The following is a 21,735-nucleotide window of genomic DNA, read 5'->3' on the forward strand; positions in this document are numbered from 1 at the left end:
GGCGGGCGCACGATCCGGACCAGTCGTATCGGACCATACGTCTCGACCTCGTTGAATTGGAATGAGTGATGTCCGCCATAATCGAGTACACGCCACTGCTGTGGCAGGGACTGATGACGACGATTCTGGTCGCCGTCCTCAGCGGCGCCTTGTGTTTATTGGTCGCCTTCAGCATGGGCCTGGCCCGGTTGTCGCCGAACTGGATCATCCGCTGGCCGGCGGGAGTGTTCGTTGAAGTGTTTCGCGGCACCTCGCTCATCGTGCAGATGTTCTGGTTCTTCTACGCGCTGCCCTTCTTCGGTATCCAACTGCATCCGCTGACCGCTGCGGTGCTCGCCCTCGGCCTCAACGAAGGTGCCTACGCCGCCGAGGTCGTGCGCGGCGCGATCAGTTCCCGGGCGAAGGGCCAGACCGAGGCCGGCATCGCCCTCGGCATGTCGCCAGCGCTGCGCCTACGCCGCATCCTGATTCCGCAGTCGATCCCGGCGATGCTGCCGCCGTTCGGCAACGTCATGGTCGACCTGCTCAAGAATACCTCGCTGGTGTCGCTCGTCACGGTCACCGACCTCACCTTTCGTGCGCAGATGATTCGCAGCACCACCGGCGAGACCACCGCGGTGTTCCTGACCATTCTGGTGATCTACTTTCTGCTCTCGGTGCTGCTGACCATGGCCACGAAGTGGCTGGAGAAACGCTACGCCCTCGACCGCCGGGCCCTCGCTGTGCAGCGCAAGGCGCTGCGCCAAACGTCACTCAAAGACAAGGTGGGTGCACTGTGATCTGGGACAACGCGTTCGCGATCTCCATCATCCCGATGCTGCTCAAGGGACTCTGGGTGACTATCCAGCTCACCCTGCTCGGCACGCTCATCGCCGCCGTACTCGGACTCGTGGCCGCGGTCATCCGTCGCCTGAATATTCCGGTGCTGTCGCCGCTCGTCTCGTTCATGGTCATTTTTATTCGGGGCACACCGCTGCTGATTCAGGCCTACGTGGCGTTCTTCGTGCTGCCGATCTACGGCATCAGCTTCAACGCCTTCACGACCGGTGTCGTGATCATCGGCATCAATTACAGCGCCTACATGGCGGAGGTCTACCGCAGTGGAATCCAGGGCGTGCCGGCCGGCCAGTGGGAGGCCGCGACAGCACTGAGTCTGCCGCCTGTGCGCACCTGGTGCCGGGTCATTCTGCCGCAGGCCGTGCGCACCGTCATCCCCATGCTCGGCAACTATCTCATTCAGATGTTCAAGGACTCGGCCGTGCTCTCGGCCATCACCGTGGTCGAACTCATGGCGACCGCGCAGTCCATCGGCACGTCCACCTACCGCTACCTCGAGCCGCTCACCATGGCCGGCGCCCTCTTCCTCCTGGTCAGCTACCCGGCCTCACGGCTCGTCAACAAAATGGAGCGACGCTATGCACCCAAGCAATGATTCACATTCAGCGGATGCCGCCCGGCCCGATGCTGCCTTTCCCGGCGGGCCGCGCACCGACCGCATCACCGGACTGCCCACCGGATCGGCACCGATCGTGGCCGGCGGGCCGATCGTGGCGTTCGACAACGTCAGCAAGAACTGGGGCGAGAACCAGGTACTCAAGGCCCTGAACTTCAACGTGAACCCGGGGGAGAAGGTGTCGATCATCGGCCCGTCCGGGTCGGGCAAGACCACCATCCTGCGCATTCTCATGACGCTCGAGTCGCCCACCGATGGCCAGGTTCACGTTGACGGGGATGTGCTCTGGAATGTGAAGCACGGCGACAAGATTCGGGAGACCAAGGTGATGCGCGCCACCCGCCGCAAAATCGGCATGGTCTTTCAGGGCTTCAACCTGTTTCCGCACATGACGGCCCTCGAGAACATCATCGAGGCGCCGGTGCACGTGCTCGGCATGAATAAGGCCGAGGCGCGCGATCGGGCCGCCGAACTGCTGCAGCTCGTGGGCCTCGGCGCGCATATGAACCACACCCCGCCGCAACTGAGCGGTGGCCAACAGCAGCGCGTCGCCATCGCCCGCGCCCTGGCCATGCGCCCCAAGGTGCTCCTGTTCGACGAACCGACCTCTGCCCTCGACCCGGAGCTGATCGGCGAGGTGCTCAACGTCATTCGCAATCTCGCCAACAGCACCGACATGACCATGCTCATGGTCACCCACGAGATGCGCTTCGCCGAGGAGATCAGCGACCGGGTCGTCATGTTCGACCACGGCTCGGCGGTGGAAAGCGGACCGCCCGAGCAGATCTTCAAGAACCCGCAGGAAGAGCGCACCCGCGCCTTCCTCCAGGCCGTCCTCAAGCACTGATGGACTTCCCTCGCGCCGACGCCGGCGAGATCTACCGACCGCCGACCCCCGTGTCGCTGTCACCGGCGGTGGCCCCGGGCGACCGCCCGCCCACCGTCGGTCCGTTGCGCCAACGCGGAATCGGCGTCATCTGCCCGTTCGACATGGCCCTGGACCGTGAGCTGTGGCGGTGGATGCCGCCCGAAGTCTCACTGTTTTTCACCCGCACGGTTTTCGTCGACGAGCCGGTCAGCGTCGAGCTCGCCCTCGAGGTCAGCGACACGGCCGATATCCTGGCGGCGGCCCGCAACCTCAGCGGTGTTAGCCCCGAAGTCATGGCGTATGCCTGCACTTCGGGCAGCTTCGTCAACGGGGTGGCCGGCTCCGACCGAATCTCGGCCGCGATGGAACGCGGGGGAGCGCCCCGCGGAATCACCACGTCGGGGGCCCTCGTTGACGCCCTCGACTATCTGGCCGTGCATCGCCTCGTGGTCGTCACGCCGTATGTCGCCGACCTGGCCTCGCTGCTCGACGTGTACCTGGCCGAGAGCGGCCGCCTGGTGGTCGCGCAGTCCTCGCTCGGCCTCGGCGAGAACATCTGGCAGGTGCCCTACGCCACGACGATCGAGCTCATCCGCAATGTCGATGTGCCCGAGGCAGAAGCGATTTTCGTGAGCTGCACCAACCTGCCCACCTACGACATTCTGGCGCCGCTCGAACTCGAGCTCGGCAAACCCATCATCTCGGCCAACCAGGTCACCGCGTGGGCCGCGCTGCGAGCACTGGGACTGGCTGCGGTCGGGCCCGGGCAGCGCCTGCTCGCGTAGGGCGGCGCATCCGCCTATTTGCGTTCCGGGTGCAAGTTTGCTGGCCAGGCGCAGTCTTGATCGTGCGCCCATCCAACGAAGGTGTGCTCCGCTAGGCCGGGAGGACCGCCGCGTCGCGAAACAGCGTGCCAAGGTCGTCGGTCGGGTGGATTTCGCCGGCCAGACGCAGTCCCTGCCACACCGTGACCTGGTTGGCGGTGAGTACGGGCTTGCCGAGCGCGGCTTCGAGTTCGTTGATCCAGCGGGCGGAGTGCAGGGCGGTATCCGGAATGAGAATGGCCTGCGCCGCCGGGCTGTCGTTGCTGCGGGCGAGCGCCAGCACGCCGTCGTGGTCGAGCTCGCCGGCCAGGGCGGCCGTCTTGATGTCGTGGCTGACCAGTTCAAGCACCGTGATTCCGGCGTCACCGAGCAGGCGGGCAAAGTGTTGCGCCACATCGTGGGGGTAGGTCGCGGCGACGGCAACCGTGCTGAGGCCGAGGGCGCGCACCGCCTCGACGAAGGCGAGCGAGGTCGACGACACGGGCACGCCGAGCGCCGCCTTGACCTCGGCGACCTGCTGGTGGGCGCCCTCCCAGCCGAACACGAAGCTGCCGGAGGTGCAGGCCCACATCACGGCGTCGGGAGCGGATGCCCGCAGCGCGGCAGCCCCCTCGAGCAAGCGTTCGCTCTTGCCGAGGTCGAGCAGGGCGTCAACCTCGTGGGCATCGACGCCGACCGAGGTATGCACGAGCGGAAGCCGGGCGTACCCGCCGAGCACCTGCTCCAGAAAGGGGTAGTCATCTTCGGCTCCGAAGCCGGGGTAAAGCATGCCGACGGTGACGCTCATCTGGATCTCCCTGCGTAAATCATCATTAGAATGTAGACAATACTACAAGAATCGACCCCACTGTGATAGTTTGAGGATTGTCGACAATCTCGCGCACGGGTCGTTTTCAGGTTCGATCCGCGCTTCCAGAAGGAGCAGCCACTCATGGATTCACTCGAATGGGCCACCGCGACCGAGCTGGTCGCCGCCTACCGTGCCCGCGAGGTCTCGCCGGTGGAGGTGACGCAGGCTGCCCTTGACGCGATCGAGACGTGCAACGCGGCGATCAATGCCTGGTGTCTGGTCGACGCCGAATCCGCACTCAGCGACGCGCGGGCATCCGAAGCGCGCTGGCAGGCGGGAACACCCCGCGGGCTCGCCGACGGCGTGCCCACCTCGATCAAGGACCTCATGCTCACCCGTGGCTGGCCCACCCTGCGTGGCTCCCGGCTGATCACACCGGGCAGCAACGAATGGACCGAAGACGCGCCCGCCGTCGCCAGACTGCGGGAGAACGGTGCGGTGCTGCTCGGCAAGGTGACGACCCCGGAATTCGGCTGGAAGGGCGTCACCCACAGCCCGCTCACCGACGTGACACGCAATCCCTGGGACACGTCCAAAACCTCCGGCGGATCGAGCGGCGGCAGCGCGGCTGCGGTCGCCGCCGGCATGGGTGCGTGGTCGGTGGGGACGGATGGCGGCGGCTCGGTACGCATCCCGGCCAGCTTCACCGGCGTGGTCGGCCTCAAACCCACCTACGGGGTCATTCCGCTGTACCCGGCCAGCCCGTTCGGAACCCTCGCCCACGCCGGCCCGCTCGCCCGCTCGGTCGCGGACGCCGCCCTCATGCTGGACGTGCTCGCCGGCCCCGACCCGCGCGACTGGTCGTCGCTCGCGGCTCCGCGCGACTCGTTCAGCGCGGGCCTTGATGGCGGAGTACAGGGAATGCGCATCGCGTTCAGCTCCAACCTCGGCTACGGCAGCAACGATCCCGAGGTTGAGGCTGCCGTGCGCACCGCCGTTGCCGTGCTGCAGGGCCTTGGCGCAGAGGTGACCGAGCTCGACCTCGGCTGGAGCGACCCCGTTGACGCCTACCACGTGCTCTGGTTCGCCGGCGCGGCCAAGGTGCTCGAGCCGTTCGGGCCCCAAGCACGCGAGAGCATCGATCCCGGCCTGCTCGCCGCGCTCGAACGCCACCACGATTTCTCGGCGAGCGACTTTCTCGATGCGACCGCGGTGCGCATGAAACTCGGTCACGACATGGGCTTGCTGCACGAACAGTACGACGTGCTGCTCACCCCGACCCTGCCGATCACCGCGTTCGAAGCCGGTGTGGATGTTCCGGCCGGTTCATCCTCGCCGGACTGGACCTCGTGGACCCCGTACTCTTACCCGTTCAACCTCACCCAGCAGCCCGCGATCACGGTGCCCTGCGGCGTGACCGGCGAGAACCTGCCGGTGGGCCTGCAGATCGTCGGGCCACGCCACGCGGATGCGCGCATCCTGCGGGTCGCCGCCGCCTACGAACAGGCCGCGCAGTGGCCGGCCGGTATCAACCCCAACAGATAAGGACCCCCATGGCTCGCTACATCACCATCACCCTGGAACAGCGCGGCGTCAGCTGCAAGGCCATTCTCCTCGACGACGAGGCGCCCCGCACGAGCAATGCTGTCTGGGACGCCCTGCCCCTCTCCGGCCAGGTCTTTCACGGCAAGTACGCCCGCAACGAGATCTACAACCTGGTGCCGGCCTTCGCTCCCGCCGAACCCGGGCCTGAGAACACCACGATCACTCCGATCCCCGGCGACGTCTGCTATTTCACCTTCTCGGCGAACGACCTGCAGACCCCCTCGCACGGCTACGAGGTGGGCGGCGGTCCCAAGGAGCTCAGCACCATCGTCGACCTCGCCGTGTTCTACGACCGCAACAACCTGCTCATCAACGGCGACAGCGGCTGGGTTCCCGGCAACGTGTTCGCGACCATCATCGAGGGCCTGCCCGAAATGAAGGCCGCCTGCCAGGACGTCTGGATGGGCGGCGCCCGCGGCGAGACCCTCACCTACGCCCGGTTCGAGGACTAGTCGACAACGAAATAAGCGGATGCGCCGGTCCCGGCGCATCCGCTTATCCGTTGTCGCGTTAGCGGATGACTTTGATCGGCACAGTGTGAAGCGCCACCGCACCGAGTTGATCGGTCGGTACCCGGTATGTTTCCCGGGCGGTGAATGCCGAGCCGCACCTCGCCGGTGTCGGCACGTTCAAGCAGTCGCTGCTCGACCAGCTGTGCAACGAGCCGGTGCGTGGTCGCCAACGGAATTTCGACCCGCCGGGCCAGGGTCGAAACTGTCATCGCGGTGCGTGTGGCGTCGAAGGCGCCGAGATGCTCACGAGTCGCGTCAGCATTGAATCGCCCGATGGAGAGTTGGCCATGAGACTCAGTATGCCGGTAGCCCGGTTGGGCTGACCGGGACGCATTAAACGGATGCCCGTCGCAACCGCCATAGTAATCGCCGCACCCAGTCTCCGAAAACGCCACCACCCGTTGGTCGAGCCTGCCGAGACCGCCACGGTCTTGCGGTGGCGGTCTGCGCCGCCCAGCCATTCCGTCGGTCAAGTGCTTCGGGCAGTTCGGGCCTACTTGTCCCAGTTGGGTTTCTCGGCGGGGGTGGCGGCGCGGTTTTGGCCGGCGGGGCGCCATGTTTGGGTGGGGTCGAACACGAGCGGGCCGCGGATCCAGGGGCGGCCGTCTCGCATGTCGATGTCCCAGCCGGACGTGTCGATGCTGGCATGGCCGGCGTTGCAGAGCAGCACGGCGTTATCTATATCGGTCGGGCCGCCCTGGCGCCAGGGGACGACGTGGTGAACCTGGGTGAGATGGGGTGGCACGGTGCAGCCGGGGATGACACAGCCACCATCGCGGGCGGCGAGGACTCGGCGCTGTTGGGCGCTGAAGAATCGGTTGCTGGTGCCCAAGTGCAGGATCGTGCCGGTGTGGCCGAACAGCACAGGTTGGTAGCCGCCGGCGCAGATCAGTTCGTCGACTTGGCTGGGGGTGAGCGGGCCGTCGATGCCGTCGATCCACCCGGCGCCGCGCCCGTCGAGGAGGTCGTTGATGTTGATGTGCACGAGCACGGTCGGGGCGGCACCGCCCATGGTCGGGGTGCCCGGCTGCCGGGCGGCGGCTTCGAACACGGCGCGGAGAATGCCGGCTTGCTTCTCACCGCGGGAGCGGGTGTCGTCGGGTTGCTGCGGGCACGGACCGTGCGGGCCAGGTGGGGGGTTAGCCTCGACCTCGACTTCGACCCCGGTTTCTGCTTGGGTTTCGGCCTCGTTGCTGGTGCCGTTGGTGCTGGCGTCGGAGGGTTTGGTCCCCCGGAACTCAACCGTGGTGCGGGGTATGACATCGGTGGCAGGGGTGGCCGTGGGGGTATCGTTCCCGGGGACCGGGTTGGCCGCCGCGGCGGACAGATACGCGTCGAAAACGTTGCCGATGATGGCACGGTCGAGGGTGGTGAACCAGCCGTTGAGGCTGTAGCCGCCGTTATTGAGGGTGCCGAAGGTGAGCCAGCTGCGCCGCTCCGGCGCAGTCTCACCGGGCGCAGTGCCATCGGGGGCGAGGCGTGCCTTCCACTGGATGCCCTGCTGCCGCAGCCACTCCGGCGCGAACGCGATGCCCGCACCGGGCAGCCCCTCAGTCTCCGGGGTGATCGCCCCGGAGCCGCTGGCGACCAGGGAGCGCTCGACCCGGTCGAGGTCCTCCACCAGCACGGAGGAGCGCAGACCGTCAAGCACCTGCACGATCACCCGGGCCTGCTCCAGCCCGAGCTCCCCGCTCTGCAGGGCGCCGCCGAGCACGGGGTAGGTGGGAGCGAGCGGGCGGCCGAGGAGCATCCGCTGGCCGGCTTTCTCGCCGAGCGCTGACCGCTGACGCACTTCGCTGCGGGATAGCCGGGCGAGGGCGCAGACCAGCTCGACGCCGCTGCGACAGCCGAGCCGACGGGCCAGCGTCGGCGCAGCCAGAGCCGCGGCCGCACCCGCCACGCTTGGAGCGGCCGCACTCTGATCAATAGCAGCTTGGGCGGCGGCTTTCGCTGCGTCAGCATCGAAGTATTCGGAGCGACGCAGCACGTCCGACGTGGAGAGCACCCGGGCTCCGTCGACGACCCGGCCCACGCTCTCTAACGCTAGCAACATGGTCAACGATTCTTCATCACCCAGCAGCCCGAACGACACCCCACCCAACGCCGCCAACAGAATCTCCCGAGCTTGCTCTACCGCCGCAACGACGGGGTTCGAACTGGACTCACTCGGGTTTTCCATGAACATGGGCGCCATTGCCTCCTTCACGCCAATTCTACCAAGAATCGAACGCAAAAGCGATAGAATCTCACAAATGCTCCAGGCACCAAAGTTGCCCGACCGATCCAATTTCGTCAACATTACTGCGACCGCCATCAGGCAGCACAAGGACGATCATTCGTGTTTCACCGCAGTACCGTCTTGGCGTCAGTCGTGCAATGTCGAAGTAATGAGCGATTCTCCTTCGCGAATGCGCCCCAAGCATTCGCACTTACCCATTGCCCGACGCAACACTGTTGCGCCAGTTCCGCGCCGCCCGTGCCCGACAGCGGTGCCCGACAGCGATAGTCGACCCCGCTGAGTTGGCTCGTAGACAACCGGGGCACCCACGACGACGTGACACCGCCGGCAACCTTTGCCGGCATCCCAGGCTCAACCTGAACCCTGGACGAAGAAATCGCCTACCAGCGAGCAGTTAGGCCGAGGCGAGGGTGTGCGCCCGACGCACGGGTTCAACGCGAATGCTGGTGCGTTCGCAACCGGTGCACTTGAGAACGTAAAGGGGAAGGGTAATGCGCAGGGCCTGCGCGGGGTTGGGTTTCAGGTCGGCCTGAGACTTGCAAAACGGGCAGGTAATTCGCATCGAGGGTTGTCCCTTGGCTTGGTTCTGCGCAAGCGATAACTCGCGTCAGATTGACCATAGGGGGCGATAGCATTTTTCCGCTCCCCCTTGAACTTCTAGACAAAGTATGTATACAGAGCAGTTCGTCTGTCCCCGTTTCGACGGACTCTATCGCAGAAGACTCAAGGCGAGCCCGAATGGTGTTCTCAACGAGAAGGATTTGTGTATACAGAGATTTGTTGCGGGCTGTGCATTCGCTGCCGTGTCAGCCCCCACGAGAGCGCTTGAAGCCCGCAGACATACACTGTGCCCATGAATACTGTGTCAACAAATGCCGCGCCCGGCACCCCCGGGCCGGCCGCGGCCGAGCCGAGTCCTGCCTCGGCGCCGCCCCTTGCACCGAAGACCGCGAGTGCCCGCCGCGGACTCACCGTCACCTGGCACCAGCAGCACAAGAAATCCCTGACCACGGGGGAGCGGGCCGCCGACACCATGCGCAACTCCATGGGCAGCTGGCGGTTCGTCGGCGGCTTCGTGCTGTTCATGATCCTCTGGGCCGTGGCGAATTCGTTCGCGTCCGGCTGGGATCCGTACCCGTTCATTCTGCTCAATCTGTTCCTGAGCATGCTCGCCGGTCTGCAGGGCGCGATTCTGCTCATCTCGGCCAAGCGGCAGGATGCGATCGCCGCGGCGCTGGCCCAGCACGACTTCGATACGAACATCGCGGCCAAGACCGACATCGAAGCGCTGCTGGAGATCAACAATCGTCAGCTCGCCATGATCGGCGATCTGCAGGCTATTCTCGAACGCCTCGACCTGCCGACCCGATCGGCCGGGCCGACGCCCGCGACGAACGACTAGCCGTCTTCAGCCTAAACGGACGCCGCCAGCAGGCTCACGACAACGGTGTCGCCCTTTGTCGACAGCTGGCCGACCTCCACAAAGCCGAGCCGGTCGTGGAAGGCGAGGGAGCCCGGGTTCCGCGGCTCCAGGTTGACCTCGCAGAGCACTTCGGCGAGCTCCAAACGGCGGGCAGCGCGGAAGATGGCGTCGTAAAGCACCTGGCCGAGGCCCTGCCCGCGATACCCGTCGGCCACGACGATGCGGTCGACGTAGAGAAAATCACTGGACCGGGCGGAGAACCAGCGGTAGTTCTCGCTCTGGTACTCCGCTCCGGCGACGAACAGAATGGCGAAGCCGAGCACCGTGCCGACATTATCGTCGTCGACAACGGCGACCGCGAGGTGGCTGTGCAGCGCCAGCGAAGCCAGCGCCTCGGCATCCAGCTCGTTGACCGCGGGAACGGCCTCATTGTTGAGCGCGAGCAGGCGCGGCAGATCGGCGGGCACGAAGGAACGAATGGAGAAGGTCACCCCTAACGATAAGCCGTGTCTCTACTTCACAGCTCGCCGGCCCGATGCACCGCCGTCGCGATGACCAGGTCTTCCCAAGACATTCCCGTGCTCTTGAAGATGCGTGGCCGACCCAGATCTACGGCGATCGCACCGATCACCAGTTCACGCAGCGGCACGAGGTCTCCCGGCCGGACCACACCCTCGGCCAGGGCCATGATCACATCACCGGCCTCGCGCAGCGCCGTCGCCGGGTCTTCGACCACAACCTGGGCGCGGGAGAGGAGCGCGGAGTCGAGCTCGCGGGCATCCGCTTCGTGCGAACCGACCGCGACAACGCAGCAGTCGTCGGGCACCAGCGACCCATCGAACAGGGGAGTGCGGGCGGTCGTGGCGCACACGATGAGCTGCGCCGTCGCGACGTCGGCCGCGATGCCGACCCGGGCCGGCAGCCCGGTCGCGCTCACCCGAGCTGCGAACAGCTCGGCACGGGCCTGGTCGCGGGCCACGATAGTGACTCGATTGATCGAGCGGATGGCCCACATCGCCTCGATGTGGCCCCAGGCCTGCGGCCCCGATCCGAACACGACCAGGTGTTCCACGGTAGCCGGAGCCAGGTAATCGCCGGCGGCGGCCGACACGGCCGGGGTGCGCAGGGTCGTGATCGCGGCGCCATCGAGCAGGCAGACCGGGGTCAGCGTCGCCGCATCGAGCAGCAGGTAGACGCCCTGGATGCGCTCGACGCCGAGCGCCGGGTTACCCGGAGCGACCGAGGCCACCTTGATACCGACGAAATCCGGCGCCTCGGTGGGCATGAGCAGCAGCTGGCCGCTTGCGACCGGCAGCACCTGCCGGGCGAAATCCTGTGCCGGGTCGAGCTCGCCGAGGAGCGCGTTCTGCACCGCCCGAACAGCGGCGCGGTAGTCGACCCGAGCGAATATCTCGTTGGCCGTTATCATGGCGGGCAGGACGGGCGCGTTTTCAGATGTCATCCCTCGCAGACTATCGGCCCGGTGCGGTCCGACCTCGAGCACTGCCAGAATGGACTGTCGCCGTTTCACTCTGGCGACTCGTTCGAGGAGACAACGGCGTATGACTCACCAGGTGGGCACGAACACCAACACGAGCACCGGCAACTACCGCGCGGCCCGCGACCAGCTTCTGGCCCTGCGCGACGATCACGCCCGCGCCGCGCAGGAATTTGAATGGCCCGACGTGGGAGACCACTTCAACTGGGCCACCGACTGGTTCGATGTGCTCGCCCGCGGCAACGACAAGATAGCGCTGTGGATCGTCGAAGAAGACGGTAGCGAGCAGAAGTTCACGTTCGACGAGATGGCTCACCGGTCAGACCAGGTTGCCACGTGGCTCAGCCATCAGGGCGTGCGGCGCGGCGACCACGTCATGCTCATGCTTGGCAACCAGCGCGAAATCTGGGAGGCCATGCTCGCCATCATGAAGGTCGGCGCCGTCATCATGCCCACGAGCGCCGTGCTCGCCTCGCACGACCTGAGCGACCGGGTGCAGCGCGGCGGCGTCACTCACGTCATCGCCAACTCGTCCGACACGGCCAAATTCGACGACGTTCCCGGCGACTACGGACGCATCGGCGTCGGTGCCCCGCAACCCGGCTGGGCCGATTTCGCCGATGCCTACAGTGTCACGCCCGAGCCCATCGAGACGGTCGTGGCATCCGCTGACCCCTCGCTGATCTACTTCACCTCCGGCACGACCAGCAAACCCAAGATGGTGCTGCACTCGCAGACCTCCTACCCGGTCGGCCACCTGTCCACCATGTACTGGCTGGGCCTCCGCCCCGGCGACGTGCACCTCGCCATCAGCTCGCCCGGCTGGGGCAAACACGCCTGGAGCTGCTTCTTCGCCCCGTGGATCGCCGAAGCCACCGTGTTCGTCTACAACTACTCCAAGTTCGATCCCAACGCCCTCATTGCGCAGCTGCATCGCGCCAGGGTCAGCACCTTCTGTGCGCCGCCCACGGTCTGGCGCATGCTCATCCAAACGGATGTTGGCGCCCGCCCCGCCGCCCTCCGGGAACTGCTCTCGGCCGGTGAACCACTGAACCCCGAGGTCATCCGGCAGATTGACAACGGCTGGAAACTGACGATCCGCGACGGATTCGGCCAGACCGAGACCACCGCCATCGTCGGAAACGGGCCCGGATCCGTGCTGAAAGCCGGGTCGATGGGGCTGCCCCTGCCCGGCGTCTCGATCAAACTGCTCGACCCCATCACCGAGCTGCCCGCCGACGAGGGCGAGATCTGCCTCGACCTCTCGCAGAGCCCGGTCAACCTCATGAGCGGCTACCACGGCGAACCCGACCTCACCGCGCACGCCATTCGCGGCGGCTTCTTTCACACCGGCGATGTCGCCAACGTGGATGCCGACGGCTACCTCACCTTCATCGGCCGCACCGACGACGTGTTCAAATCGAGCGACTACAAGGTGTCACCGTTCGAGGTGGAGAGCGTGCTGCTCGAACACCCCGCAGTTGCCGAAGCCGCCGTCGTTCCCGCGCCCGACTCCACCCGGCTGAACATTCCCAAGGCCTACATCCACCTCGCCCCGGGCTGGGAACCGAACGCCGAGACCGCCGAAGCCGTACTTCGACACGCCCGCACCGGCCTGCCCGCCTACATGCGGGTGCGCCGGGTGGAATTCTTCGAGCTGCCCAAGACCATCTCTGGCAAGATTCGCCGGGTCGAGCTGCGCGAGCGCGAAGACGATGCGGCCGCCGCCGGCACCCGGCTGCCCGACGAATGGCGCGACGACCAGTTTCCGGGGCTGAAACGGTAAGCATCCGCTGACGGAAAAGTCGGGACTTACGGCCCGAGACAGCCGCCGGCCCCGTCGCTAGCGTGGAGGTATGACCCTCCTTGACAGCCCGCGTTCCGCCGCTCCCAGCATCGATGATGGTTGGGCCGGTTTCACCGCCGGACCCTGGCAGCACGGAATTGACGTGCGCGATTTCATTCAGCGTAACTACACGCCGTTCACCGAAGACGCGAGCTTTCTGACCGGGGCGACCGAGCGCACCCTGGGCCTGTGGGCTCGCCTGTCGGCGATGTTTCCCCGGGAGCGGGCGCTCGGCGTCTACGACGTCGACCCGACGACCCCGGCATCGATCACCGCGCACGCACCCGGCTACATCGACCGACCGAACGAGATCATTGTCGGATTACAAACGGATGCCCCGCTCAAGCGCGCCATCATGCCGTTTGGCGGCTGGCGCATGGTCGCGACGAGCCTCGAGACCTACGGCTACCCGGTCTCGCCCGAGCTGGAAACGATCTTCACCAAGTACCGCAAGACCCACAACGACGGCGTGTTCGACGTGTATCCGCCGGCCGTCAAGCGGGCCAGGCACAGTCACCTCATCACGGGGCTGCCGGACGCCTACGGTCGCGGCCGCATTATCGGAGACTACCGCCGCGTCGCGCTCTACGGCGTGACCGCGCTGATCGCGGCGAAGAAGATCGAACGCGCGACGCTGGACGAGCAGCCGAGCACGGAAGAGATCATCCGCGCAAGGGAGGAGAACGCCGAGCAGGTGCGGGCCCTGAAAGAACTCGTTCAGATGGCCGCCAGTTACGGGTTCGACATTGCCCGGCCGGCACGAACGGCGACCGAAGCGGTGCAGTGGCTGTACTTCGCCTACCTCGGCGCGGTCAAGGAGCAGAACGGTGCCGCCATGTCGTTCGGCCGCAACAGCGCCTTCCTCGACGCCTACCTCGAGCGTGACCTTCAGGCCGGAGTGTTGACCGAGAGCCAGGCGCAGGAACTCATTGACGACCTCGTGATCAAGCTGCGTATCGTGCGATTTCTGCGCACCCCGGAATACGACCAGCTGTTCTCCGGCGACCCCACCTGGGTCACCGAGTCGCTCGGTGGCATCGGCCTCGACGGGCGCACCCTCGTGGTGAAGACCGCGTTCCGGTTTCTGCAGACCCTGTACAACCTGGGCCCGGCGCCGGAGCCGAACCTCACGGTGCTGTGGAGCGACGCTCTGCCCGAGGGATTCAAGCGCTTCTGCGCGCAGGTCTCCATCGACACCTCGGCCATTCAGTACGAGTCGGACGACATTATTCGTGAGGCCTGGGGCGACGACGCCGCCATCGCCTGCTGTGTCTCGCCGATGGGGGTCGGCAAGCAAATGCAATTCTTCGGCGCCAGGGTCAACGTCGTCAAGGCGCTGCTCTACGCCATCAACGGCGGTCGCGACGAACTGACCGGCGAGCAGATCGCGCCGGTCACCGCCCCGCTGGCCGGGGACGTGCTCGACTGTGACACCGTCTGGGCCGCCTACCTCGCGAGCCTCGAATGGCTCGCCGAGACCTACGTCGACGCGCTCAACTGCATCCACTACATGCACGACAAGTATGCCTATGAACGGCTCGAGATGGCCCTGCACGACGGCACCATTCTGCGCACGATGGCCTGCGGCATCGCCGGCCTCAGCGTCGCCGCCGACTCCCTCGCCGCGATCAAGTACGCCACCGTGCGTCCGGTGCGCGACGACACCGGCCTCGTCGTGGACTACACGATCGACGGCGAGTACCCCTCGTTCGGCAACGATGACGACCGGGTCGACGAGATCGCGGTCACCATCGTCGAGACTTTTATGGCCATGATTCGCAAGCACCCCACCTACCGGAACGCCGTACATACCCAGTCGGTGCTCACCATCACCTCGAACGTGGTCTACGGCAAGAAGACCGGAAACACGCCCGACGGACGCCGCGGCGGAGCGCCCTTCGCTCCCGGAGCCAACCCGATGAACGGCCGCGACACACACGGCATGCTCGCCTCGGCCCTGAGCGTGGCAAAACTGCCCTATTCCGAAGCGCAAGACGGCATCTCCCTGACCAACACGGTCGTGCCGACCGGTCTCGGCCACACGCCCGAGGAGCAGATCACCAACCTCGTCGGCCTGATCGACGCCTACACGCTCGCGAGCGGGTATCACCTCAACATCAATGTGCTCAACCGCGAAACCCTTGAAGACGCCATGCTGCATCCCGAAAACTACCCGCAGCTGACCATCAGGGTGTCGGGCTACGCCGTGAACTTCGTGCGCCTCACCCGCGAGCAGCAGCTCGACGTGATCAGCCGCACCTTCCACACGAGCGTCTGACGTCGTGGGTGCCGCGGTCAATGTCGGTCCACACCGCCTGGGTGTGCCGGTAAAGAGAACCTCAGACGGGCCGTCGCGAGCGGATGCCGTGAGCCGGGCCGTGCGCGCAGCATCCGTGGCCCGCGCCTCCACCACTGCTGACCTGCACCAGTTGGACCTCGCCCACACCGCCACCCGCGCGACGGGCGCTCCGGCGACCAAGAAGCACCACGAGAATCTGGCCGCGATCCGCGACGGTCGGGTGGCGAGCGTGCACTCCTGGGAACTCGTCACGGCCGTCGACGGGCCGGGCACCCGGCTGACCTACTTTCTCTCCGGCTGCCTGCTGCGCTGCCAGTACTGCCACAACCCGGACACCTGGAAGAAGCACGACGGCGTGATCACGCCGATTGAGGATGTGCTCACCCGTATCCGTCGCTACCTCGGTGTGTTCGCGGCGACCGGAGGCGGTCTGACGCTGTCCGGCGGGGAGCCGCTCATGCAACCGGCATTCGTCGCACGGGTGTTCGCCGAGTGCCATGAGCTCGGCGTGCACACGACCCTCGACACCTCGGGGTATCTCGGCACAAGCGCGTCGGACGAGTTGCTCGATCACACCGACCTCGTACTGCTCGACGTGAAGTCCGGCCTGCCCGACACCTACCGTGAAGTGACCGGGCGAGAGTTGGCACCGACCATCGCGTTCGGCGACCGGCTGAGCGCGCGCGGCACCAATGTCTGGGTTCGGTTCGTGCTCGTTCCCGGGCTGACCGACGCGATCGACAACGTTGACGCCGTCGCCGAGATCGTGGCCCGCTGGCCCAACGTCTCCAGGGTCGAGGTGCTGCCATTCCACCAGATGGGCGAGGACAAGTGGAACCGCCTGGCCATCCCGTATCCGCTGCACGGCGTGCAACCGCCGGACGCCGCCCTGCAGGAGCGGGTGCGCGGCCAGTTTCGCGCCCACGGCCTCATGACCTTCTGAATCAGCCTCCTAGTAGCGGGCGAGCAACTCCGTCTTTTTGGCGAGGAATTCGGCATCCGTTACAACGCCGGCGTCGCGGAGCTGACCCAGCTGGGTCAGGTGCAGGGCGATTCCGGTGGATGCCGCGGGCGCGAGTTCGCGCCGGATGGGTGCGGCAGTCAGAGCCGTGATCGGCCCGGGGGCGACGGTGGGCCCGTGCACCGGTGACGGCGCAAACGCCGGAGCAGCATGCCCGGCCTGCGACATTCGGTCGATCCAAGCCAGGGCGATGGCGGAGAGAATGAACACCATGTGGATGATGACCTGCCAGAGCACGCCGTCCCAGGTGTAGACGTTGCCGGTGATGGTCTCGGTGGGGTTCGAATCCACCGGCGTGCCGCGCGCGGCCAGATCGCCGACCTCGATGAACGTCTTGAGCAGATGAATCGACGAGATCCCCACGATGGCCATAGCGAGTTTCACCTTGAGCACGTTCGCGTTGACGTGCGACAGCCATTCCGGCTGGTCGGGGTGACCCTCTAAGCGGATGCGCGAGACGAACGTTTCGTAGCCGCCGATGATGACCATGATCAGCAGGTTCGCGATCATCACGACGTCGATCAGGCCGAGCACGGAGAGCATGATCGCGGCTTCTTCAACGTGGATGCCGCCGTCGTTACTCGGAACGGTCAGTGACGTCCAGACGTCACCACCGAGGTTGATGAGCTCAACCATGAACACGATCACGTAAATGATCTGCGCGATGATCAGGCCGATATAGAGGGGTGCCTGCAGCCAGCGGCTGAAGAAGATCATGAGCCCGACGCTGCGTACCCAGCGGGACTGGGGGCGGAAGGGGCGGGGGAGGGCTGTTTCAGTCACCGGTCGATCATAAGTTGGCCCCGAGTGAGAACCTCCTGTGAGCTCAGCTGGTTTTCATCGCCCGCACCAGCAGGCGGGAGTCGGCGATCGCAGGTTCCAGCCCGAGCAGCTCGGCGAAATGGGCCGACGGTTCGACCCCGAGTTCCCGCCCCAGGTGGGCCCGAAAACTGCGGTACACCCACACCGCCGAGGCGTAGTTGTCTTCGGCGATGTGGCAGCGTACGAGCAGGTGCTGGGCGCTTTCCCGCAGCGGGGCGACAAGCGCCGCTGCCCGTGCCGCTCCCAGGGCGCGGTTGAAACTGCTGGCGACCAGGTAACAGCGGGCCAGGGCTTCCAGCGCATCGACCCGCTGGTTCAGCAGGTGATCCTGCTGGTCGATCACCCATTCCTCGTACCAGCCCGGCAGCAGGTTGGCTTCCTGCAGCAAATCGATCGATTCGGGCGTCACCGATCGTGCGCCGTTCAGGGTGACCTCGGTGATCAATTCCCGTACCTCGCGCAGGTCAACGCGCACCGCGGCGTCGAGTTGCGGAGGATCAGTCGCGCTCAAGAGTCGGGGCAGTTCATGCGAGATGCGAAAGACGCTCGCCCGCAGGTTTCCGGCCGACTGACGCTCGGGGCTGTCGGGCCAGAGCAAGGCGGCCAGCACGGGTCGCGGTTGGGGGTGCAGCAGGGCGAGGGCAGCGAGCAGCCGCTTCTGACGTGCACCGACCTCGACCGGAAGGCCGTTGTAGCGCAACTGCCAGTGGCCCAGCACGTGAAGATCCTAGCCGGGTGTCGCCGAAAATCCCATGAGTGCTCGATCCGCGAAAGAATACACAGCGGACCCGCAACGAGACAGCGGGTGCTGCTACCGCCCAGAATGGCCAGCACCGGCTCGGTTGTCAATGCCGATACCCCCAAAACGGATGCTTTCGCACCCGCGAGCGCGGCGCCCGAGTAACTCGCCGGTAACGCCCCTGCGGCTACCCTCGGTTCGCGCGGAGTGTGCAGCTGGCACCCGCGGCATCCGCTTGTGTTGGCTCTGTCAGATTTGGACCATCATGACTCAATTCGCTCTCTGCGTGGGAATCAACAAGTTCGAGAATCTGCCGATGGCGAGCTGGCTGAACGGCTGCGTGAACGACGCCAACGATGTCAGGGAGCTGCTCGCCTCGGGTTTCGGATTCGCCGACGCGAGCATCACCGTGCTGACCGACCAGGCAGCGACCAAGGACGCTGCGTTCGGCGCGATGACCGAGGCGCTGGACCGGGCGAACGCGCCGGGGGAGCACCTCGATCACATCGTTTTCACCATGTCGAGCCACGGCACGCAGCTGCCCGACACGAGCGGCGACGAAGCCGACCAGGTCGACGAAGCCTTCGCCACCTACGACCTGCGGCAGAACGGTGCCGCGTGGGACCCGGGCTCTCTCATCGTCGACGATGAACTGCACGACCTGTTTGCCCGGCTGCCAAAGGGGGTGCTGGTCGATGTGATCCTCGACACCTGTCACAGCGGCGCGTTCACGCACTTTCTGCTGGACGCGCTGCAGTCCGGTTCGAGCCGTGGTGAGGTGATCAAACAGGTCAACGCGAAGTTGCGGGCGCGCAAGTTCGCGCAGCGTGCGCAGCTGGAGGCATCCGCTTTGGGAAAGTCGACGGCGTGGGGCACGGCGTTCTGAACCTCAGGGATGAAAGGTCGGCCGACGGTCGGCCGAGACCTCGGGGGGCGGCGCGGCGATTTTTCGCGGGCTGGGCTGCGGCGGTACAGGCGGGGCGGCGGCCGGCCGGGTGACGGGAGCGGCGGCATTCGCTGGGCGAGTGGCGAGCTGCGCGGCGGCGAGCTTGGCGCGCTGGCGGTCGGGATCGAGAATCGGTTTGAGGGCGGCGAAGCTGAGGCGCCCGCCCTCGTCGAACCGCAGTTGCCCGCCGCCGCGAATGAACACCGGTGCCCGGGTAGCGAGCCCCAGGCTGCGGGCTTCAGCGGCGCTCAGCCGAAACTCCTGGGTGAAGGTGGCGCCGATCTCCGACACGACGAAACCGTCGGGGCCGACGCGCAGGGTGGGGCGCACCCGTTCGACCGCGATCGGCCGGGTCGGATCGATTCTCGCCGCCGCGAGCAGGGTGGGGTTCTCCCAGAGAAACCGCACGATCTCCTCCGGATCGGAAGCCAGCGCGACCAGCCGAAAACTACGGCCGCACGTCGTCAACCTCAGCGGCGGCACTTTCTCGTCGACCGGGGCGTTCACAACGACCAAGAAAGACGTCGACGCCATCTTCGCCACCCACCTGCCGGCCTTTGTGGCCGAGCATGGCAGCGTCGTTCCCGTGGTGTTCTACGCGCACGGCGGGCTCGTCGATGAGCAATCCGGGCTGCGCATCGCGGCCACCCAGGTGGACTGGTGGAAATCGAACGGCGTCTACCCGATTCACTTCGTCTGGGAGACCAGCCTCGCCGGGGCCATCACGAGCGCGGTCGGAGACTGGGCGCAGGGTCGCCGCGGCTGGCTCGACGATGCAAAGGACCGGGTACTCGAACTGGCGGCCCGATTCGGGCAGGGCCAGGCGATCTGGGGGCAGATGAAGCGTTCGGCCGAGGCGGCCCCGGCCGGTGACGGCGGCGCCCGCTACGTGGCCGAAGCGCTTGGCGCCTACTGCGCAGCGCATCCCGACACGATCACCGTGCACGCCGTCGGGCACAGCGCCGGGTCGATCTTTCACTCCTTCTTTCTGCCGACGGCGTTGAAAGCCGGGGTGCCGGCCATCGAAACGCTCAGCCTGCTCGCGCCGGCCGTGCGCACCGACGTCTTCGAGAAGCAGATCGTGCCCCTGGTCGGCCACGGCGTGGAATCCCTCGCCATGTTCACCATGACCGAGAAACTCGAACGCGACGACACCTGCCTCGGCGCCCACGGAAAGTCCCTGCTCTACCTCGTGCGGGCGTCGTTCGAACCCGAGGAGTTTTCGCCCATCCTCGGACTCGAGGAATGCCTGCGCGCCGACCCCGTGCTGGCTGGGCTGTTCGGGCTGTCCGGCGCGAGCGGGTCGCCCGGGGTCGGTGGGGCGGCCGATATCATCTGGTCGAAGACGCCAAGCGGCCCGCTCACCAGCCGCAGCACCTCGACCAGTCACGGCGGTTTCGACAACGACATTCCCACTATGGACAGCGTCGCCCGCCGGGTCACCGGCAGCTCGCGCATCCAGTCGTTCCCAGCCACTCGGCATCTCGGCGACGAACTTTGGCCTATGGCAGGCCCGGCAGCGCCACGACCGGTCGGCACTCACCAGGCGCTCTGTGTGGGCATCAACGCCTATCCGGGCGGCGATGCCCTCTACGGCTGCGTAGCCGATGCCGAGGCCTGGGCTGCGCAATTCAGCATCGCCGGGTTCGCGGTGCGCACCCTGCTCGACGCGGAGGCGACCCGGCAGAACATTCTGCTCGGGCTGCTCGACCTGGTCGCCAGTAGCGTCGCCGGCGATGTGCTGGTCTTTCAATACGCCGGCCACGGCACCTACGTCGACGATCTCGACGGCGACGAATCCGAGGCCGGCAACGAGGAGACGAAGTACGACGAAGCGCTCTGCCCGATCGACTTTCGCGACGGCAACCTGATCATCGATGACGACCTGGGCGAGATCTTCGACCAGCTGCCCGACGGCGTCAGCCTCACGGCCTTCTTCGATTCCTGCCACTCCGGTGATGGTCAGCGCCGGTTGCAGCTGCAGCCGGCCGATGTGGCCGACCTGAGTGCGGCATCCGCTCCCCACGGGCGGCGGGCGCGGTTCATCATCCCCGATGAGCAGACGAGCAGGAACTATCGGGCCAAGCGCGGCGCGCCCGCTCGGGCCGGCAAGCGGGCGCTGACCCGGGAAGTGCTGTTCAGTGCGTGCAAGCCCACCGAGGTCGCGTATGAAACTGGCGGGCACGGGAACTTCACCGTTGCGGCCAGCCTGCTCGTGGTTCTGAGCGCGAATCGCCTGACCAACGCCGAATTCCTGGCCAAGGTGCGGGAAGCATTCTCCAGCCAGCCGAGGCAGAACCCCGATTTCAATGGTCCGCGGGCGGCGAAGTCGCGGGTGTTTTTGGGGGCTCTGGTTGGCGGTGCTGGTTCGGTATCTGTTGCCGGTGCTAACAGTGCTGGTTCGGCGCGGGCGGGGTCGCCGCCGGTGCGGGCTCGGGTTCGGGCTTTGGGTCCGGCTCCGCAACGATTCCGGGCGCTATTTCGGCTCTGCTTGACGCGGCCGCCGGCGTGGGAGCCGGGGTCGGCGCGGGCGGGGTCGGCGCGGGCGGGATCGACCCGCTCGCGGCATCCGCTGGCCCGGCAGGAATGGCGGGCAGCGCCGGCTCGCGCGAAACGGATGCCGCCGCTCGCGCCCTCGCGGCTGCCGCGTTCCTGCGCGCTGCTGCGGACTTCATCGACGGGTAGGCCAGGGGGATTCGGGGGCGTCGCCGGGGGTCGTGGCGCAGCTCCCGCGGCGCCGTGAACTGGGCGCGCGCGGGCGCCGTGAAACGGCGATTGGCCGGCCGAAATGGGCACAACGGCAGACTCGGATTGTCGACATCTTTCGCATCCGGTGCCGTGGCCTGCGAG

The 21,735-nt window shown here is 66.4% G+C and carries 20 protein-coding genes; 12 read left to right on the forward strand and 8 right to left on the reverse strand.

Annotated features, from left to right (window positions below; genetic code table 11):
- Positions 1–68 precede the first annotated feature (68 nt).
- From ehuC to CXY77_RS17560, 4 genes are read left to right on the forward strand one after another with little or no spacing between them, the layout of a single operon-like run.
- A complete protein-coding gene (gene ehuC / locus CXY77_RS17545; protein ID WP_104130611.1) occupies positions 69–779 on the forward strand; it encodes an ectoine/hydroxyectoine ABC transporter permease subunit EhuC in 711 nt (236 codons plus the stop codon).
- Entirely contained in the window at positions 776–1,432 is a 657-nt protein-coding gene (gene ehuD, locus CXY77_RS17550) for an ectoine/hydroxyectoine ABC transporter permease subunit EhuD (protein WP_092339656.1), read from the forward strand. Before ehuC ends, ehuD begins: the two co-directional genes overlap by 4 nt.
- Positions 1,416–2,300: an ectoine/hydroxyectoine ABC transporter ATP-binding protein EhuA gene (ehuA, locus tag CXY77_RS17555; protein ID WP_104130612.1), complete on the forward strand. Its 885-nt coding sequence runs from the start codon at positions 1,416–1,418 to the stop codon at positions 2,298–2,300. Before ehuD ends, ehuA begins: the two co-directional genes overlap by 17 nt.
- Positions 2,300–3,106: a hypothetical protein gene (locus CXY77_RS17560; RefSeq protein WP_158252872.1), complete on the forward strand. Its 807-nt coding sequence runs from the start codon at positions 2,300–2,302 to the stop codon at positions 3,104–3,106. The genes ehuA and CXY77_RS17560 overlap by 1 nt, the downstream gene beginning before the upstream one ends.
- Before the next feature lie 91 nt (positions 3,107–3,197).
- Here the strand turns inward: CXY77_RS17560 and CXY77_RS17565 are convergent, their stop codons facing one another.
- Positions 3,198–3,932 (reverse strand): maleate cis-trans isomerase, encoded by a 735-nt coding sequence (locus tag CXY77_RS17565; protein WP_104130613.1) that lies wholly within the window; start codon positions 3,930–3,932, stop codon positions 3,198–3,200.
- 144 nt (positions 3,933–4,076) lie between these two features.
- On the opposite strand from CXY77_RS17565, the gene CXY77_RS17570 reads away from it, so the two are divergent.
- Together CXY77_RS17570 and CXY77_RS17575 are read left to right on the forward strand one after the other, a co-directional pair.
- Complete coding sequence (locus CXY77_RS17570; protein ID WP_104090610.1) at positions 4,077–5,480, forward strand: amidase; 1,404 nt, start codon at positions 4,077–4,079, stop codon at positions 5,478–5,480.
- An 8-nt stretch (positions 5,481–5,488) separates the two neighbouring features.
- The gene (locus CXY77_RS17575; protein WP_092339660.1) at positions 5,489–5,992 is read left to right on the forward strand and encodes a DUF3830 family protein; all 504 of its coding nucleotides are present in this window, start codon (positions 5,489–5,491) and stop codon (positions 5,990–5,992) included.
- Here the strand turns inward: CXY77_RS17575 and CXY77_RS21145 are convergent.
- Together CXY77_RS21145 and CXY77_RS17585 are read right to left on the reverse strand one after the other, a co-directional pair.
- Positions 5,989–6,609, reverse strand: coding sequence for a helix-turn-helix domain-containing protein (locus tag CXY77_RS21145; protein ID WP_369831313.1), 621 nt, complete (start codon positions 6,607–6,609; stop codon positions 5,989–5,991). The two genes, CXY77_RS17575 and CXY77_RS21145, sit on opposite strands and share 4 nt — an antisense overlap.
- Positions 6,546–8,246 (reverse strand): HNH endonuclease signature motif containing protein, encoded by a 1,701-nt coding sequence (locus tag CXY77_RS17585; RefSeq protein ID WP_158252873.1) that lies wholly within the window; start codon positions 8,244–8,246, stop codon positions 6,546–6,548. Before CXY77_RS17585 ends, CXY77_RS21145 begins: the two co-directional genes overlap by 64 nt.
- Before the next feature lie 898 nt (positions 8,247–9,144).
- Here CXY77_RS17585 and CXY77_RS17590 point away from each other — a divergent pair.
- On the forward strand, positions 9,145–9,693 hold the full coding sequence (locus tag CXY77_RS17590) for a DUF1003 domain-containing protein (protein ID WP_369831314.1): 549 nt from the start codon (positions 9,145–9,147) through the stop codon (positions 9,691–9,693).
- A gap of 11 nt (positions 9,694–9,704) precedes the next feature.
- Here CXY77_RS17590 and CXY77_RS17595 read toward each other — a convergent pair whose 3' ends face one another.
- The gene (locus tag CXY77_RS17595) at positions 9,705–10,205 is read right to left on the reverse strand and encodes a GNAT family N-acetyltransferase (RefSeq protein ID WP_092339662.1); all 501 of its coding nucleotides are present in this window, start codon (positions 10,203–10,205) and stop codon (positions 9,705–9,707) included.
- 26 nt (positions 10,206–10,231) lie between these two features.
- Entirely contained in the window at positions 10,232–11,176 is a 945-nt protein-coding gene (locus CXY77_RS17600; RefSeq protein WP_199181947.1) for an ornithine cyclodeaminase family protein, read from the reverse strand.
- A gap of 100 nt (positions 11,177–11,276) precedes the next feature.
- Here CXY77_RS17600 and CXY77_RS17605 point away from each other — a divergent pair, with 100 nt between their 5' ends.
- From CXY77_RS17605 to pflA, 3 genes are all read left to right on the forward strand, one after another.
- The gene (locus tag CXY77_RS17605) at positions 11,277–12,998 is read left to right on the forward strand and encodes an AMP-binding protein (protein WP_104090633.1); all 1,722 of its coding nucleotides are present in this window, start codon (positions 11,277–11,279) and stop codon (positions 12,996–12,998) included.
- 70 nt (positions 12,999–13,068) lie between these two features.
- A complete protein-coding gene (gene pflB / locus CXY77_RS17610; protein ID WP_104130616.1) occupies positions 13,069–15,336 on the forward strand; it encodes a formate C-acetyltransferase in 2,268 nt (755 codons plus the stop codon).
- A gap of 151 nt (positions 15,337–15,487) precedes the next feature.
- Positions 15,488–16,300 (forward strand): pyruvate formate-lyase-activating protein, encoded by an 813-nt coding sequence (pflA, locus tag CXY77_RS17615; RefSeq protein ID WP_233197544.1) that lies wholly within the window; start codon positions 15,488–15,490, stop codon positions 16,298–16,300.
- A gap of 9 nt (positions 16,301–16,309) precedes the next feature.
- Here the strand turns inward: pflA and CXY77_RS17620 are convergent, their stop codons facing one another.
- The gene (locus CXY77_RS17620) at positions 16,310–17,161 is read right to left on the reverse strand and encodes a TIGR00645 family protein (protein ID WP_139165809.1); all 852 of its coding nucleotides are present in this window, start codon (positions 17,159–17,161) and stop codon (positions 16,310–16,312) included.
- A 43-nt stretch (positions 17,162–17,204) separates the two neighbouring features.
- Entirely contained in the window at positions 17,205–17,918 is a 714-nt protein-coding gene (locus CXY77_RS17625) for a bacterial transcriptional activator domain-containing protein (RefSeq protein ID WP_092339667.1), read from the reverse strand.
- Positions 17,919–18,204: 286 nt separating this feature from the next.
- Here CXY77_RS17625 and CXY77_RS17630 point away from each other — a divergent pair, with 286 nt between their 5' ends.
- Positions 18,205–18,825: a caspase family protein gene (locus tag CXY77_RS17630; RefSeq protein WP_104130617.1), complete on the forward strand. Its 621-nt coding sequence runs from the start codon at positions 18,205–18,207 to the stop codon at positions 18,823–18,825.
- Between the two features lie 3 nt (positions 18,826–18,828).
- Here CXY77_RS17630 and CXY77_RS20225 read toward each other — a convergent pair whose 3' ends face one another.
- The gene (locus tag CXY77_RS20225; protein WP_158252874.1) at positions 18,829–19,293 is read right to left on the reverse strand and encodes a hypothetical protein; all 465 of its coding nucleotides are present in this window, start codon (positions 19,291–19,293) and stop codon (positions 18,829–18,831) included.
- Between CXY77_RS20225 and CXY77_RS17640 the strand changes: the two genes are divergently transcribed.
- Positions 19,268–21,628, forward strand: a complete 2,361-nt coding sequence (locus CXY77_RS17640) for a caspase family protein (RefSeq protein ID WP_158252875.1) — start codon at positions 19,268–19,270, stop codon at positions 21,626–21,628. The genes CXY77_RS20225 and CXY77_RS17640 overlap by 26 nt on opposite strands.
- Positions 21,629–21,735 lie beyond the last annotated feature (107 nt).

Source organism: Cryobacterium sp. N21 (assembly GCF_002929575.1).
Taxonomy (GTDB): Bacteria; Actinomycetota; Actinomycetes; order Actinomycetales; family Microbacteriaceae; genus Cryobacterium; species Cryobacterium flavum.

What these genes read in the sequence shown, in the direction of transcription:
- ehuC (WP_104130611.1), top strand. Translation starts at nt 69, where the DNA reads ATGTCCGCCATAATCGAGTACACGCCACTGCTGTGGCAGGGACTGATG.
- ehuA (WP_104130612.1), top strand. Translation starts at nt 1,416, where the DNA reads ATGCACCCAAGCAATGATTCACATTCAGCGGATGCCGCCCGGCCCGAT.
- CXY77_RS17560 (WP_158252872.1), top strand. Translation starts at nt 2,300, where the DNA reads ATGGACTTCCCTCGCGCCGACGCCGGCGAGATCTACCGACCGCCGACC.
- CXY77_RS17565 (WP_104130613.1), bottom strand. Translation starts at nt 3,932, where the DNA reads ATGAGCGTCACCGTCGGCATGCTTTACCCCGGCTTCGGAGCCGAAGAT.
- CXY77_RS17570 (WP_104090610.1), top strand. Translation starts at nt 4,077, where the DNA reads ATGGATTCACTCGAATGGGCCACCGCGACCGAGCTGGTCGCCGCCTAC.
- CXY77_RS17575 (WP_092339660.1), top strand. Translation starts at nt 5,489, where the DNA reads ATGGCTCGCTACATCACCATCACCCTGGAACAGCGCGGCGTCAGCTGC.
- CXY77_RS21145 (WP_369831313.1), bottom strand. Translation starts at nt 6,609, where the DNA reads ATGGCGCCCCGCCGGCCAAAACCGCGCCGCCACCCCCGCCGAGAAACC.
- CXY77_RS17585 (WP_158252873.1), bottom strand. Translation starts at nt 8,246, where the DNA reads ATGGCGCCCATGTTCATGGAAAACCCGAGTGAGTCCAGTTCGAACCCC.
- CXY77_RS17590 (WP_369831314.1), top strand. Translation starts at nt 9,145, where the DNA reads ATGAATACTGTGTCAACAAATGCCGCGCCCGGCACCCCCGGGCCGGCC.
- CXY77_RS17600 (WP_199181947.1), bottom strand. Translation starts at nt 11,176, where the DNA reads ATGACATCTGAAAACGCGCCCGTCCTGCCCGCCATGATAACGGCCAAC.
- CXY77_RS17605 (WP_104090633.1), top strand. Translation starts at nt 11,277, where the DNA reads ATGACTCACCAGGTGGGCACGAACACCAACACGAGCACCGGCAACTAC.
- pflB (WP_104130616.1), top strand. Translation starts at nt 13,069, where the DNA reads ATGACCCTCCTTGACAGCCCGCGTTCCGCCGCTCCCAGCATCGATGAT.
- CXY77_RS17630 (WP_104130617.1), top strand. Translation starts at nt 18,205, where the DNA reads ATGACTCAATTCGCTCTCTGCGTGGGAATCAACAAGTTCGAGAATCTG.